A 15,316-nucleotide genomic window follows, 5' to 3' on the forward strand; every position below is an offset into this window, starting at 1 on the left:
AGCCCCGTCAGACGCTGGTGGCGCCCAGTTCGCGGACCGCTTCCGCGAACGCCTCGCCACGCTTGTTGTAGTTCGTGAACATGTCCATCGACGCGCAGGCCGGGGCCATCAGCACGGTATCCCCCGTGCGGGCGAGCCGCGCGGCCTCCTGGACCGCCGCCGACATCGCCCCAGTGTCGGTCCGGTCGAGGTCGACGACCGGTACTTCCGGGGCGTGTCGCTGCAGGGCTTCCCGGATCAGGGCCCGGTCCGCGCCGATCAGGACGACACCGCGCAGCCGCTTCGCCGCGCCCGTCACCAGCTCGTCGAAGGTCGCGCCCTTGGCGAGCCCGCCCGCGATCCACACGATGGACTCGTACGAGGCCAACGACGCCTGGGTGGCATGGGTGTTGGTCGCCTTGGAGTCGTCCACGTACGCGACGCCGTCCACGTCGGCGACGTGCTCGATGCGGTGGGCGTCGGGGCGGAAGTTCCGCAGTCCCTCGCGTACGGCCTGGGGCTCGACGCCGAAGGCGCGGGCGAGGGCCGCCGCGGCGAGCGCGTTGGCGATGTTGTGCGGGGCCGGCGGGTTGACGTCGGTGACCTCGGCGAGTTCCTGGGCGTTCTTCTGCCGGTTCTCGACGAAGGCGCGGTCGACCAGGATGCCGTCCACGACGCCGAGTTCGGAGGGGCCGGGGGTGCCGAGGGTGAAGCCGATGGCGCGGCAGCCCTCGTCGACGTCGGCCTCGACGACCAGGTCCTCGGTCGCCTTGTCCGCGACGTTGTAGACGCAGGCGACCTGGTTGCCCTCGAAGATGCGGCCCTTGTCGGCGGCGTACGCCTCCATGGAGCCGTGCCAGTCGAGGTGGTCGGGTGCGAGGTTCAGGACGGCGCCGGAGTGGGCGCGCAGGGAGGGCGCCCAGTGCAGCTGGTACGAGGAGAGCTCGACGGCGAACACGTCGTAGGCGTCGTCGCCTTCGAGGACGACGTCGATGATCGGCGTACCGATGTTGCCGACGGCGGCCGTGCGCAGGCCCGCCGCGTCCAGGATCGACGCGAGCATCTGCGTCGTCGTGGTCTTGCCGTTGGTGCCGGTGATCGCGAGCCAGGGCGCGGCGTCCGGGCCGCGCAGCCGCCAGGCGATCTCGACGTCGCCGACGACGTCGACGCCGGCCGCCGCGGCCTCCGCGAACAGCGGCGAGGAGGGCTTCCAGCCGGGCGAGGTGACGACGAGTTCGGTGCCCTCGGGCAGTGTGGTCGAGTCCCCGAGCTGTACGGAAATCCCCGCTTCTTTAAGAAGAGCGGCCTTTTCGCGGTGCGCCTCGCTGTCGCCACCGTCCACGACGGTCACCGACGCGCCGAAGCCGGCCAGGGCGCGGGCGGCACTGATGCCGCTCACACCGAGACCGGCAACGGTGATGTTCTTGCCGTCCCAGGGGGAGGTCACTTCTTGGCTGCCCATCCTGCGTAGAAGAGGCCGAGTCCGACGATCACGCACATGCCCTGGATGATCCAGAACCGGACCACCACAAGGACTTCGGACCACCCCTTGAGTTCGAAGTGGTGCTGGAGTGGCGCCATCTTGAAGACGCGCTTGCCGGTCATCTTGAAGGAGCCGACCTGGATCACGACGGACATGGTGATCAGGACGAACAGGCCACCCAGGAGCGCGATCAGGAGCTCCGTGCGGGAGCAGATGGCGAGGCCCGCGAGGGCGCCGCCGAGGGCCAGCGAGCCCGTGTCACCCATGAAGATCTTGGCGGGCGAGGTGTTCCACCACAGGAAGCCGAAACAGGCGCCCATCAAGGCCGATGCGACCACCGCCAGGTCGAGTGGGTCTCTGACCTCGAAACACGCACCTGGGTTGGTGAGGGTCTGCGCGTTGGCGCAGGACTCCTGGAACTGCCAGACACCGATGAAGGTGTACGCACCGAAGACCATCACGGAGGCGCCGGTGGCGAGGCCGTCGAGGCCGTCCGTCAGGTTCACGCCGTTCGACATCGCGAGGATCATGAACAGCGCCCAGACCACGAACAGGACCGGGCCGATCGACCAGCCGAAGTCCTCCACGAAGGAGAGCTTGGTGGATGCGGGCGTATTGCCGCGCACATCCGCGAACTGGAGTGAGATCACCGCGAAGGCGATACCGACGATCAGCTGTCCGGCCATCTTGGCCTTGGCTCTGAGGCCGAGCGAACGCCGCTTGACGATCTTGATGTAGTCGTCGAGGAAGCCGACGAGACCCATGCCCGCCATCAGGCCGAGCACGAGCAGACCCGACAGGGTCGGCGCGGCACCGGTGATCAGCTTGCTGAGGAAGTACGCGATGAGGGTCGCCAGAATGAAGGCGATACCACCCATGGTCGGCGTGCCGCGCTTGCTGTGGTGCTCGCGCGGGCCGTCGTCACGGATGAACTGGCCGTAGCCCTTGCGCGCAAGGAGCTTGATCAGCAGCGGCGTTCCGGCAAGCGTCAGGAAGAGACCGATGACGCCCGCGAACAGGATCTGCTTCATCATCAGGCATCAACCCCACCCTGCACGTCCGCGAGCAGCGCCTGTGCCACGCTCTCCAGACCCACCGACCTGGATGCCTTCACGAGCACGACATCTCCCGGGCGCAGCTCGCTGCGCAGCAGGTCGATCGCCGCCTGTGCGTCGGACACGTGCACCGACTCCTCACCCCACGAACCCTCGTTATAGGCGCCCAGTTGCATCCAGGACGCTTCCCTGCCCCCGACTGCAACGAGCTTGCTGACGTTGAGCCGGACGGCGAGCCGTCCGACGGCGTCGTGCTCGGTCAGCGACTCGTCGCCGAGCTCGGCCATCTGCCCGAGCACCGCCCACGTCCGGCGCCCCCTGCCCATGGCCACCAGCGCGCGCAGCGCCGCTCGCATGGACTCGGGGTTCGCGTTGTAGGCGTCGTTGACGATCGTGACGCCGTCCGAGCGCTCGGTGACCTCCATCCGCCAGCGGGACAGGTTGCCCGCCTCGGAGAGCGCGAGGGCGATCTCCTCCACGGACATGCCAAGGTCATGGGCGACGGCGGCCGCGGCGAGCGCGTTCGACACGTGGTGCTCACCGTACAGGCGCAAGGTCACGTCGCTGCACCCGGAGGGTGTGTGCAGGCTAAAGGCGGGCTGTCCGGTCTCCGTGAGCCGGACATTCTCGGCGCGTACGTCGGCGCCGGCGGCCTCTCCGAAGAACAGCACCTTCGCCTTCGTGCGCGAGGCCATGGCGCGCACCAGCGGGTCGTCCGCGTTGAGGATCGCGGTGCCGTCGGCGGGAAGGGACTCCACCAGCTCGCCCTTCGCCACCGCGATCTGCTCGCGGCCGCCGAACTCGCCGATGTGCGCGGTCCCGACGTTCAGGACGACTCCGACCTTCGGGGGCGTAAGGCCCGTCAGGTACGTGATGTGGCCGATGCCGCGGGCGCCCATCTCCAGGACGAGGAACTGCGTCTCGTCGGTGGCGGTGAGTGCGGTCAGCGGCAGTCCGATCTCGTTGTTGAACGAGCCGGGCGTGAAGACCGTGTCGGCCTTGCGGCGCAGTACCTGGGCGATCAGGTCCTTGGTGCTGGTCTTGCCGGCCGAGCCGGTGAGGCCCACAAGGGTGGCGCCGAGGCGGGCGACCACGTGCCGGGCGAGCGCACCGAGCGCCGCCTGGACGTCGTCGACGACGATGGCGGGGGCACCGACCGGGCGCGACGCCAGCACGGCGACGGCTCCCTTGTCGACGACCTCGCGCGCGTAGTCGTGGCCGTCGACCCGCTCGCCCACGAAGGCGGCGAACAGGCTTCCCGGCTCGACCTTGCGCGAGTCGATGACGACCGGCCCGGTGACCCGGACCTGCGGGTCCGGTATGTCGTACGTCTGCCCGCCGACGGCTGAGGCGATCTCGGCGAGGGAGAGGGCGATCACAACTTCATCCCTGGGTTTTCTGGTGGTCGACGGTGGCTGCGGCCGCCTCGATGGACGCGCGGAGCACCTTGCGGTCGTCGAACGGGCGGACCACACCGGCGATGTCCTGGCCCTGCTCGTGGCCCTTGCCCGCGATGAGCACCGTGTCGCCGGGCTCGGCGCGCGCCACGGCGGCGGCGATGGCGGCGGCCCGGTCCTCGAACACGGCGACGTCGCCCCGCTCGTGGGCCGGCACGTCGGCGGCGCCCGCGAGCATCGTGGCGAGGATCGCGAGGGGGTCCTCGGAGCGCGGGTTGTCGGCGGTGAGGATGGCCGTGTCGGCGAATCGCGCCGCGGCCGCGCCCATCGGCATCCGCTTGGTCTTGTCGCGGTCGCCGCCGCAGCCGAGCACGATGTGCAGCTTGTTCTCTGTGACCTTGCGCAGCGCCCGAAGGACGGACTCCACGGCGTCGGTCTTGTGCGCGTAGTCGACGACGGCGAGGTACTTCTGGCCGGCCTCCACGCGCTCCAGGCGGCCGGGCACGCCGGGTACGGCGGCGACGCCGTCGGCCGCGGTCTGCGGGTCGATCCCGGCGACGGCGAGGGTGACGATCGCGGCGAGGGTGTTCGCGACGTTGAAGGGGCCCGCCAGCGGCGCCTTGGCGGTGATCCGCTCGCCCTTGGGGCCGACGACGGTCAACGTCGAGTCGAAGGGGCCGACTTCGACGTCCTCGGCGCGCCAGTCGGCGTCCGGGTGGCCCTCGGCGGAGAAGGAGACGACCGGGACCTCGGACTCGTCGATGAGCCGGCGCCCGTACTCGTCGTCGAAGTTCACGACGCCCTGTTTGCTGCGGGCCCGCGTGAACAGCTTCGCCTTCGCCTGGAAGTAGTCCTCCATGTCGGAGTGGAACTCCATGTGCTCCGGGCTCAGGTTGTTGAAGACCGCCACGTCGAAGACGCAGCCGTCCACCCGGCCCAGCACGAGGGCGTGGCTGGAGACCTCCATGGCGACGGCGTCGGTGCCGCGCTCACGCATGACCGCGAACAGCGCCTGGAGATCGGTGGCTTCCGGAGTGGTGCGCTCGGACTTGATCCGCTCGTCGCCGATCCGCATCTCGACCGTGCCGATGAGGCCGGTGCTGCGGACCGTCTTGAGACCGCCCTCGATGAGATACGCGGTGGTGGTCTTGCCCGAAGTACCGGTGATGCCGATCTGGAGCAGGTCCTTGCCGGGGTGGCCGTAGATCGTGGCGGCCAGCTCGCCCATCCGGCTGCGCGGGTTGTCCACGACGAGCGGCACCAGGCCGGCCTCGGAGACGCGCTCCCAGCCGGCCGGGTCGGTCAGCGCCGCGACGGCGCCGAGCGAGGCGGCCTGCGCGGCGAAGTCGGCGCCGTGCGCGCGGGCTCCGGGCAGCGCGGCGTACAGATCGCCGGGGCGCACCGCACGGGAGTCATGGGTGATGCCGGTGATCTCTGCTACGGCCCTGGGCGTGGAGACACCCAGTTGATCGGCGAGTTCCGCGAGGGATGTGGCGGAGACCTCAGCCGGTCGCGGCGGCCCGGGGTATGTCACGGGTGCGCCCTTCTGGGTGGTTTGGGACTGATCAGCGTGTGGCACGGCGTGAGCGTACCGGGCCCACCCCCCGCCGGGCGAAGCGAGGGGCGTGGCGCGGGGCGGTTCCCCGGATCGGAGGTGATGGCAGTCACGGCGCCCTCACGGCTAGTAAGTGATCATGGTCACGGCCCGTCCTGGCTGGAATGCGTCAGGGCTCGAACGTCACGGGCAGCCGGGCCGGCTTGTTGCCCGTGGGCGGGGCCTGAAGCGACTTCAGGGCGAACTCCATGACCTTCTTGTAGATCGGGCCACAGATCTGGCCGCCGAAGTAGCCGCCCTTGGTGGCGTTCTGGATCGCGCAGTAGACCGTGACGCGCGGCTTGTCGGCGGGCGCGAAGCCGGCGAACGACGACGTGTAGCCCTTGTAGCGGCCGGTGGCCGGATCCACGCGGTTGGCCGTGCCCGTCTTGCCCGCGACGCGGTAGCCCGGGATGCGCGCCTTCGCACCCGTGCCCTCTTCGTCGTCGACCACGGACTCCAGCATCTGCGCGACGGTCTTCGCCGTCTTCTTGCTGACGACGCGGGTCTCCTTGGGCTTCGCCGCGGGCGTGAACCGCCCGTCGGGGCCCTTGGTGCCGCGGACGAGGCTCGGCTCGACCCGTACGCCGTCGTTGGCGATGGTCGAGTACACGGAGGCGGCCTGCATCGCGTTGATCGAGAAGCCCTGGCCGAACGGGATCGTGTACTGCTGCGAGGTCGACCACTTGTCGGCGGGCGCGAGGATGCCGGACGTCTCACCGGGGGTGCCGAGGCCGCTCTCCCTGCCGATGCCGAACTTCCGCAGGTACGAGTAGAGCGTCTTGTTGGCCGCCGGCTGCGTCTTGCCGAGCTGGCCCGTCGCCAGGATGGTGCCGATGTTGCTGGACTTGGCGAGCACGCCGTTGAGCGTGAGGTGCCAGGTCGGGTGGTCGACGTCGTCCTGGAAGAGCCGGTCGCCGCGGTGCAGCCGGTTGGGCACGGTGACATGGGTCCCCGGCGTGGCCGCGTTCTCCTCGAGGACGGCCGCCATCGACATGACCTTGGCGGTGGAGCCCGGCTCGTACGCGTCCTGGAGCGCGGCGTTGCCGAGGGCCGAGGCCTTCGCGTCCGCCAGGTCGTTCGGGTCGAAGCCCGGCGCGTTCGCCATGGCCAGGACCTCACCGGTCTTGGTGTCCTGCACTATCACGTAGCCGCGGTCCGCCTTCGACTCCTTGACCTGCTCGTCGATCGCGTTCTGCGCGGCCCACTGGATGTCTCGGTCGATGGTCAGCTCGACGTTCGAGCCGGGGACCGCGGGCTTTTCGGTGCTGCCCGCGGTCGGCACCTGCTGGCCGCCGGACTGGGCGTAGCGGATCTTTCCGGCCTTGCCCGCGAGCTCCTTGTCGAGCTGCTGCTCCACGCCGCCGCCGCCCTTGCCGTCGGCGTTGACCCAGCCGAGGACGCCCGCGGCGAGGTCGCCGTTCGGGTAGACGCGCTTGCTGCTGGGATCGGCGACCACGCCGGAGAGCACGCTCGCCTCGCGGCCCGCGGCGTTCGCCTTCTCGTTCAGCGTGGTCCTGAGGTCCTTGATCTGCTTCCAGACCTGCGGCGTCTGCCGCGGGGCGAGCCGCACGTACCGCGTGTTCTTCGTCTTCAGCTTCTTGGTCAGCTCGGCCGCGTCGACCCCGATGATCGGCGACAGGAGCGCCGCCGCCTGCTCCGGCGCGTCGTCGACCTTGGTGGCCTTCTTCGTGAAGAGCGTCGGGTCGGCGGTGATGTCGTACGCGTCCACGCTCGCGGCGAGCTCGACGCCGCTGCGGTCCGTGATGCCGCCGCGCTCGGCGGCGATGGAGTGGCTGACGTACCGGTTCAGCGAGGCCTTCGCCGCGTACGCGCTGGCGTCCACGCCCTGCACCTGGAAGAGGCGGACGACGAAGACCATCAGGACCAGCGTGAGACCCAGGCTCACCATGCGCAGGCGCGGCCTGGGGCTGCCCAGACGGAGCCTGGAGGGCGCCTTCGGCTTCGGCGGGGCGGGGCGCGGGCGGCGCGCGGCCGGGCGGCCCTGCTGCGCGGCCTTGGACCCGGCCTTCGGCGCGGGCCTGGCGGTGCGCTTGGCCGCCCCCTTCGGCGCGGGCTTGGGCGCGGGCCGTCCGGTGCGCGGCGGGCGCGCGGGTCCTGGCACGCGGCGGCGCGGGGGCTCCCTGTCGGTCATGGCGTCACCTGCCGGTGCTCGAAGGGGAAGGCTCGACCGAGGAGTTCGGACTCGCCGACTCGGACGGACTGGCGGAAGGAGAGGTGCTGGCCGATGGGGACGGGCTCGTGGAGGGCGAGGCACTCGCGCTTGCGGCCACCGGCGCCTTCGTCGGCTCGACGCGGGGCGGGGCGGGCGGCCCGGCCGCAGGGCTCGGCCTGCCCTTGACGGTGCCGTTCGGCTCAAGGAACACGGGGTCCCCGCCAGGCACCATGCCGAGCCCGCGGGCGCGCCGCAGCAGGGCGTCGGGCGCCGAGTAGGAGTCGACGTCGCGCTGGAGTTCCTGCTCGTCGTCGGTGAGCTCGGTGGTCTGCTTCTTGAGCTTGGTGAGCTGGAACGAGCCCTCGTTGAGCGAGGAGTTCAGCATCAGGAGCGTGATCAGCCCGCCGCCGAGGAGCAGCACGACGAGGAGGACGAACGGGGTGCGTGCGGCTTGCGTGCCGCCGGACGGGCCGAGCGGGAGCAGCCGCGCAAGGCGGGCGGCCCTGCCGCGCAGCGAACCTTTCGAGCCACTGCTGGCGCTCATGACCACCCCTCCACGCGCGCGTACGTCACTCGGCCGTCACCCCTCGACATCCTCGCGGATGCGCTGCGCACCCCGCAGCCGTGCCGGAGCGGCGCGGCGGTTCTCCGCGACCTCTTCCTCCGTGGGGAGTTCGGCGCCACGCGTGAGCAGCGTGAGCCGGGGCTGGTACTGCTCGGGGACGATGGGCAGTCCGGGCGGCGCCGTATTGCCGGCTCCGGCCGCGAACACCTGCTTGACCAGGCGGTCCTCGAGCGAGTGGTACGACAGGACGGCGATCCGGCCGCCGACCGCGAGCGACTTCACGGCCCCCGGGATCGCCCGCTCGAGCACGCTCAGTTCGCCGTTGACCTCGATGCGCAGGGCCTGGAAGGTGCGCTTGGCCGGGTTGCCGCCGGTGCGCTTGGCGGCCTGCGGCAGGGAGTCGCGGATCAGCTCGACGAGCCGGGCGCTGTTGCTGAACGGCTCCTTCTCGCGCTCGCGCACAATGGCCGAAACAATGCGCTTGGCCTGCTTCTCCTCGCCGTACTGGCGGAGAATCCGCACCAGTTCACCCGGCGGGTACGTGTTGAGCACCTCGGCGGCGCTCATCCCGGCCGACTGGTCCATGCGCATGTCGAGCGGCGCGTCCTGCGCGTACGCGAAACCGCGGTCGGCCTCGTCGAGCTGCATGGAGGAGACGCCGAGGTCGAACAGGACGCCCTGCACCTTCGGGATGTCCAACCGGTCGAGGACTTCGGGCAGTTCGTCGTAGACGGCGTGCACAAGGGTGGCCCGGTCGCCGAAGGGCGCGAGCCGCTCGCCGGACAGCCGCAGCGCTTCCTTGTCGCGGTCGAGCGCGACGAGGCGGCAGGAGGGGAACGTGGAGAGCAGCGCTTCGCTGTGCCCGCCGAGGCCGAGCGTGCAGTCGACGACGGCCGCTCCCGGCTGGGCGAGTGCCGGAGCCAACACGTCCAAGCAGCGTTGGAGCATGACCGGAACGTGTCGCTGGCTCAAGGGTCCCTCTCAGGTCCGGCGTGGGGGCGTACGCACTGCCGGGTCCCCGCCCGCTCGTGAAGGGGAAGTGGTCCGTCGGCGCCGGGGAAGTGACGCCGGCCGACCGGAGCGGGAGGAGGCCGAGCCGTACGTACGCGCCGCGCACGCGGGGAGCGTTCCGACAGGTGCCAGGGCGGCAGTGCCGGGATCTCCGTGTTGCATCGTTGCGTGGTTATCTGGGGTCGGCGTCACTTTAGTCCACGGTGCCCCCCGGTCAATCAACCGGTCGATGAAGCGGACTGCGCGTCGCGGCCACGACGACCCGGACGCGCGAATCGGGTGAATTCACCCGAGCGGCCGAGGTCGCGGCCCTGCTGTGGGCTCGCTCACAACAAGGCTCAATGACGTTCTTTGTCCGCTCTCACAGCGGGCCCGGACCAGGCGTGACGGCTACCGTCATAGTCATGACGACTTCTGCTCACCTCCCCTCTGGAGCCCCCTCCGAAGGCGCCATACCCGCCGACGGCAGCGTGACCGACCGCCTCGTCGAAGCGAACGGGCAGTACGCCGCGGCGTTCTCCGACCCGGGCATGGACGCGCGCCCGGTGCTGCAGGTCGCGATCGTCGCGTGCATGGACGCCCGCCTCGACCTGCACGCCGCCCTCGGCCTCGAACTCGGCGACTGCCACACGATCCGCAACGCGGGCGGCGTCGTCACCGACGACGTGATCCGCTCCCTGACCGTCAGCCAGCGCGCGCTCGGCACCCGCAGCGTGGTCCTCATCCACCACAGCAACTGCGGCCTCGAAGGCCTGACCGAGGACTTCAGGACCGACCTGGAGATGGAGGTCGGCCAGCGCCCCACCTGGGCCGTCGAGGGCTTCCGCAATGTCGACCAGGACGTGCGCCAGTCCATCCAGAAGGTGCGCACCTCCCCGTTCCTGCTGCACACCGACGACGTGCGCGGCTTTGTCTTCGACGTGAAGACGGGCCTGCTGCGGGAGATCGAACCGGCCTGACACCCCGCCCGATCGCGGTCGACCTTCCTCTCAAATGACTCCAAGGCCTGACATATCGCGGCCAGTTGTCCACAGGCGAGTGACACGAACCGGTAACGCCAACAAGAATGCGTGTGTGACATCCGCACGAGCGGCGAACATCTCGTGCGCGCTGTCCGTGTATCGGGGTGGGCCGGTTCGCGTCGTTGCGCGTCGGCCCGGAAAGTACGGGCCGAGGAGGGCTGGGTGACGACCTATGACGATCGAGCGAGCCTCACTGATCTGACCACCACCGCGGAGCGTGTGCGCGGGTCGGTGGAGGCTGTGATCGAGGGCAAGCCAGAGGTCGTACGACTCTCGCTGACCGTGCTGCTCGCCGAGGGGCATCTGCTCATCGAGGATGTTCCGGGCGTCGGCAAGACGATGCTGGCGAAGGCGCTCGCGCGGTCCATCGACTGCTCGGTGCGCCGCATCCAGTTCACGCCCGACCTGCTGCCCTCGGACATCACCGGGGTGTCCATCTGGGACCAGCAGCGGCGGGACTTCGAGTTCAAGCCGGGCGCGATCTTCGCGCAGATCGTGATCGGGGACGAGATCAACCGCGCGTCCCCGAAGACGCAGTCCGCGCTCCTGGAGTCCCTGGAGGAGCGCCAGGTCACCATCGACGGGACGACCTACGAACTGCCCAGCCCCTTCATGGTGGTGGCCACCCAGAACCCGGTCGAGATGGAGGGCACCTACCCACTGCCCGAGGCCCAGCGCGACCGCTTCATGGCCCGCGTCTCCATCGGCTATCCGAGCCCGGAGGCCGAGCTGCAGATGCTGGACGTGCACGGCGGCGTGAACCCGCTGGACGACCTGCAGCCGGTGGCGCACGCGCACGAGATCGTGAAGCTCATCGACGCCGTGCGCACGGTCCATGTCGCCGACGCCGTACGGCGCTACGCGGTGGACCTGGTCACCGCCACGCGCACGCATCCCGACCTCAGACTCGGCGCATCCCCGCGCGCGACGCTGCACCTGGTGCGCGCGGCCAAGGCCGCCGCGGCCCTCGCAGGCCGTGAGTACGCGCTGCCCGACGACGTGCAGACGCTGGCCGTGGCAGTCCTGGCGCACCGTCTGCTGCCCACCGCCCAGGCCCAGTTGAACCGGCGCACCGCCGAGCAGGTCGTCCTCGACATCCTGCAGCGCACCCCGGTCCCGGCCGCGGAGCCCCGCGCCGCGCAGACCTACGACTCGACGACGCCCCCGCTGTACGGCCAGCAGCCGCCCGGTCCGCGGAGGCTGTGATGACACCGGGGGGACAGGCAGGGAGTTACGCGCCGGATCCGGGGGGCGGATTCACGGACGGTGGCGCGGGCAAGAACGTCGGCGACAAGAGCGGTCTGCGCACCGCCCTCGCCGGACTCACCACGCGCGGCCGTTCGTTCCTGGCCGCCGGCATCGCGGCGGGGATCTGCGCGTACGTCCTCGGGCAGAGCGATCTGCTCCGGGTCGGCCTGCTGCTCGCGGCGCTGCCGCTGGTGTGCGCGGGCGTCCTGTACCGCACCCGCTACCGGGTCGCGGGCAGCCGCAAGCTCTCCCCCGCGCGCCTACCGGCGGGTTCCGAGGCACGCGTGCACCTGCGCATGGACAACATCTCCCGGCTGCCGACAGGCCTGCTGATGCTCCAGGACCGGGTGCCGTACGTGCTCGGGCCGCGGCCCCGGTTCGTCCTCGACCGGGTCGAGGCGGGGGGCCGCCGCGAGGTGTCCTACCGGGTCCGCTCCGACCTGCGCGGCCGCTATCCGCTCGGCCCGCTGCAGCTGCGCCTGAGCGACCCCTTCGGCATGTGCGAACTGACCCGGTCCTTCTCGACGTACGACAGCCTGACGGTGATCCCGCGCGTGACGGCGCTGCCTCCGGTGCGGCTCACCGGTGAGGCCAAGGGGTACGGGGACGGGCGGCAGCGCTCGCTCGCGCTGGCCGGCGAGGACGACGTGATCCCGCGCGGCTACCGGTACGGGGACGATCTGCGCCGCGTCCACTGGCGCTTGACCGCGCGCTACGGCGAGCTGATGGTGCGCCGCGAGGAGCAGCCGCAGCGGGCCCGCTGCACCGTGCTGCTCGACACCCGCGCGCCCGCCTTCCAGGGCGCCGGGCCCGACTCGGCCTTCGAGTGGGCGGTGTCCGCCACGGCCTCCGCCCTGGTGCACATGCTCGAACGCGGCTTCTCCGTCCGCCTGTTGACGGACACGGGCAACGCGGTGCCGGGCGAGGGCACCGACGGCTTCGCGGGCGCGAGCCAGGAGTCGGCCGACGCGGCGGGCCTGATGATGGACACGCTCGCCGTCGTCGACCACTCCGACAGCGGCACGCTCTCCGCCGCGTACGACGTGCTGCGCGGCGGCAACGAAGGACTTCTGGTGGCCTTCCTCGGCGATCTGGACGAGGAGCAGGCCTCCGTCGTCGCCAAGATGCGCCGCCGCAGCGGTGGCGCGCTCGCCTTCGTCCTGGACAGCGACTCCTGGACCCAGGGGCCCGGTGCGCCGGTCTCGGAGCGCTGCACCGAGCGGCTGCGGATGCTGCAGGAAGCGGGCTGGACCGCGGTGGCCGTGCCGCACGGCGCCTCCCTCGAGGAGCTCTGGCGGCAGGCGGACCGGGAGCGTACGGGACTGTCCGCGCCGGCCGGTCCCCCGCGTTCCCCGAACACTTCAGGGGGTTGGTCATGAGCGGCGGCGCCCGCCTGTCGATCTGCGCCACGCTGGCCACGTTCCTGGCCTCGTGCGCGCTGCTCCCGCTGGTCGACCGGTCCACCTGGCTGTTGCAGACCGCGATCCTGCTGGTGATCCAGGCCGCGGTGGGCGCGCTCGCCCGCCGGGTGCCGCTCGCCCGCCCGCTGACCGTGGCGGCGCAGGCGCTGGTGTCGCTGCTGCTGCTCACCGTCCTCTTCGCCCGCGACCAGGCGATCGCCACGGTCCTGCCGGGCCCCGAGGCCTTCCGGCACTTCGGCGTGCTGCTCCAGGCGGGCGGCGAGGACGTGGGGCAGTACGCCATACCGGCGCCGCTGACCGACGGCATCCGGCTGATGCTGGTGGGCGGCGCGCTGGTGATCGGTCTTTTCGTGGACGCCCTCGCGGTGACGTTCCGCAGCGCGGCCCCGGCCGGGCTGCCGCTGCTCGCCCTGTACTCGGTCGCCGCCGGGCTCTCCGAGGGCGGCGCCGACTGGCTGTGGTTCCTGCTCGCGGCCGCCGGCTATCTCCTGTTGCTGCTCGCGGAGGGGCGCGACCGGCTCTCCCAGTGGGGCCGGGTGTTCGGCGGCGCCGGGCGGGCGCCCGGCGGGTCCACGCCCGTGCAGGAGGGCGGCGGGGGCGGCGCCCTGGCCCCGGTCCGCACCGGCCGCCGGATCGGCGCCGTCGCCCTGGGGATCGCCCTGGTGGTGCCGCTCGCCCTGCCCGCCCTGGACGGCGGGCTCCTCGGCCCGTCCGGCAAAGGTGTGCGCGGCGGGGCCGGGGGCGGCGGCACGATCTCCGCGGTCAACCCGCTGGTCTCGCTGCAGAACAGCCTGAACCAGCCGGAGGACCGGGAGGTGATGACGTACCGGACGAACACGGACGAGACGTCCGACATGTATCTGCGGATCGTGGCGCTCGACGAGTTCGACGGCACGACCTGGCGCCCCTCGGTGCGCAGCATCGACGACGTGCCGTCCCCCCTGCCGGATCCGCCGGGCCTGGGCGCCGACGTGCGCAGGACCCAGGTGCGGACGTCGATCTCGGCGGCCGACTGGTACGCGCAGGACTGGCTGCCGATGCCCTATCCGGCGACGCAGGTGGGGATCGACGGGCGCTGGCGGTTCGAGCGGGTCGGCCGGACGCTGGTGGGCGACCACGGGCAGACCACGCGCGGGAAGACGTACACCGTCGACAGCCTGATCGTGCGGCCGACACCGCAGCAGCTCGCCGCCGCGGGCGAGCCGCCCGGCGACATGGTCCGCGAGTTCACCAAGGTGCCCGCCTCGCTTCCGGACGTGGTGCGCACGACCGCGCTCAAGATCACCGAGGGCGCGTCGAACAACTACGAGCGTGCGGTGAAGCTGCAGGACTACTTCGCGGTCAGCGGCGGGTTCACGTACAACACGGAGGTGCGAGCCGGCAGCGGTTCCGCCGCGATCGCCCGGTTCCTGAGGCAGAAGGAGGGCTTCTGCGTCCACTTCTCCTTCTCGATGGCCGCCATGGCGCGCACGCTGGGCATCCCGGCCCGTGTCGCGGTCGGCTTCACGCCGGGCGTGCCCGCGGGTGAGGGGAAGTACTCGGTGGGCCTGCGCGACGCGCACGCCTGGCCCGAGCTGTACTTCGAGGGCGTCGGCTGGACCCGCTTCGAGCCCACGCCCAACCGCGGCACGGCCCCGGACTACACGGTCGAGAACAACCCGGCGGGCAGCCCCAGCAATCCGGCGGCGCCCAGCGAGTCCGCCTCCGCCACGCCCTCGGCCCCGGAGCCCTCGACGTCCGAGAGCTGCTCGGTGGCCCAGCGCAAGGAGGGCAGCTGCGCCAGCACCGCGCCTGCGGTCGTGGGCGGCTCGCCGGACGACGGGCCGCCGTTCGGCACGATCGCCGTGGCGGCTCTGATCGCGCTGCTGGTCGTCGCGGTGCCGCTGCTGCCGATGCTGTGGCGCAGGCGGGTCCGGGCACTGCGGCTCGGTTCGGCGGGCCGCACGGACGCCGATGCCGCCGGGCGCACCCTGGCCGCCTGGCGCGAGGTCACGGACACGGCGTGGGACCACGGCATCGCGCCGGACGACTCGCAGACCCCGCGGACGGCGGCGGCCCGCATCGTCCGGATCGGTGAGCTAGAGCCCGATGCGGCCGACAGCGTGCACCGGGTGGCCGCGGCGGTGGAGCAGGTCCTGTACGCGCCCCGGCCCCGGCCCGCGTCGGGTCTGGGCGAGGACGTGCGCCGCCTGCACGACGATCTGCACGCGAAATCGAGCCGGTCGACCCGGCTCCGGGCGACGTTCGCGCCCCGCTCGACCGTCCGGGTGGTGTGGGCGGCGGCGCGGCGCTGGGAGTCGTTCACCCTGAGCGTGCGCGGCCGGTTCACCCGGCCGACGCGACCGACCCGCCAGGAAGGCTGAGC

Annotated in this window: 11 protein-coding genes; 4 read left to right on the forward strand and 7 right to left on the reverse strand. The window is 71.4% G+C overall.

The genetic code is table 11. From position 1 onward, the window contains the following. Positions 1–7 precede the first annotated feature (7 nt). The 7 genes from murD to rsmH form a co-directional block, all read right to left on the reverse strand. Positions 8–1,441, reverse strand: a complete 1,434-nt coding sequence (gene murD, locus OHA73_RS13830) for a UDP-N-acetylmuramoyl-L-alanine--D-glutamate ligase (protein ID WP_266720570.1) — start codon at positions 1,439–1,441, stop codon at positions 8–10. Continuing rightward, on the reverse strand, positions 1,423–2,496 hold the full coding sequence (mraY, locus tag OHA73_RS13835) for a phospho-N-acetylmuramoyl-pentapeptide-transferase (RefSeq protein WP_266720569.1): 1,074 nt from the start codon (positions 2,494–2,496) through the stop codon (positions 1,423–1,425). The genes murD and mraY overlap by 19 nt, the downstream gene beginning before the upstream one ends. Continuing rightward, a complete protein-coding gene (locus tag OHA73_RS13840; protein WP_266720568.1) occupies positions 2,496–3,896 on the reverse strand; it encodes a UDP-N-acetylmuramoyl-tripeptide--D-alanyl-D-alanine ligase in 1,401 nt (466 codons plus the stop codon). The genes mraY and OHA73_RS13840 overlap by 1 nt, the downstream gene beginning before the upstream one ends. Before the next feature lie 4 nt (positions 3,897–3,900). Continuing rightward, a complete protein-coding gene (locus OHA73_RS13845) occupies positions 3,901–5,448 on the reverse strand; it encodes a UDP-N-acetylmuramoyl-L-alanyl-D-glutamate--2,6-diaminopimelate ligase (protein ID WP_266720567.1) in 1,548 nt (515 codons plus the stop codon). 190 nt (positions 5,449–5,638) lie between these two features. Next, positions 5,639–7,663, reverse strand: coding sequence for a peptidoglycan D,D-transpeptidase FtsI family protein (locus tag OHA73_RS13850; protein WP_266720566.1), 2,025 nt, complete (start codon positions 7,661–7,663; stop codon positions 5,639–5,641). A 4-nt stretch (positions 7,664–7,667) separates the two neighbouring features. Beyond that, on the reverse strand, positions 7,668–8,228 hold the full coding sequence (locus OHA73_RS13855) for a septum formation initiator family protein (protein WP_266720565.1): 561 nt from the start codon (positions 8,226–8,228) through the stop codon (positions 7,668–7,670). Between the two features lie 36 nt (positions 8,229–8,264). Continuing rightward, positions 8,265–9,221 carry a 16S rRNA (cytosine(1402)-N(4))-methyltransferase RsmH gene (gene rsmH, locus OHA73_RS13860; protein WP_266720564.1) on the reverse strand — a complete coding sequence of 319 codons (957 nt, stop codon included), beginning with the start codon at positions 9,219–9,221 and terminating at the stop codon, positions 8,265–8,267. 380 nt (positions 9,222–9,601) lie between these two features. Between rsmH and OHA73_RS13865 the strand changes: the two genes are divergently transcribed. The 4 genes from OHA73_RS13865 to OHA73_RS13880 all read left to right on the forward strand — a co-directional run bounded on the left by OHA73_RS13865 (position 9,602) and on the right by OHA73_RS13880 (position 15,314). After that, complete coding sequence (locus tag OHA73_RS13865; RefSeq protein ID WP_266720563.1) at positions 9,602–10,219, forward strand: beta-class carbonic anhydrase; 618 nt, start codon at positions 9,602–9,604, stop codon at positions 10,217–10,219. A gap of 225 nt (positions 10,220–10,444) precedes the next feature. Next, positions 10,445–11,488 (forward strand): AAA family ATPase, encoded by a 1,044-nt coding sequence (locus OHA73_RS13870; RefSeq protein WP_266720562.1) that lies wholly within the window; start codon positions 10,445–10,447, stop codon positions 11,486–11,488. Next, on the forward strand, positions 11,488–12,909 hold the full coding sequence (locus tag OHA73_RS13875; protein ID WP_327655183.1) for a DUF58 domain-containing protein: 1,422 nt from the start codon (positions 11,488–11,490) through the stop codon (positions 12,907–12,909). The genes OHA73_RS13870 and OHA73_RS13875 overlap by 1 nt, the downstream gene beginning before the upstream one ends. Then, positions 12,906–15,314 carry a transglutaminase TgpA family protein gene (locus OHA73_RS13880; RefSeq protein ID WP_327655184.1) on the forward strand — a complete coding sequence of 803 codons (2,409 nt, stop codon included), beginning with the start codon at positions 12,906–12,908 and terminating at the stop codon, positions 15,312–15,314. Before OHA73_RS13875 ends, OHA73_RS13880 begins: the two co-directional genes overlap by 4 nt. Positions 15,315–15,316: the final 2 nt, after the last annotated feature.

The organism is Streptomyces sp. NBC_00483 (genome assembly GCF_036013745.1).
In the GTDB taxonomy this organism is placed as follows: domain Bacteria; phylum Actinomycetota; class Actinomycetes; order Streptomycetales; family Streptomycetaceae; genus Streptomyces.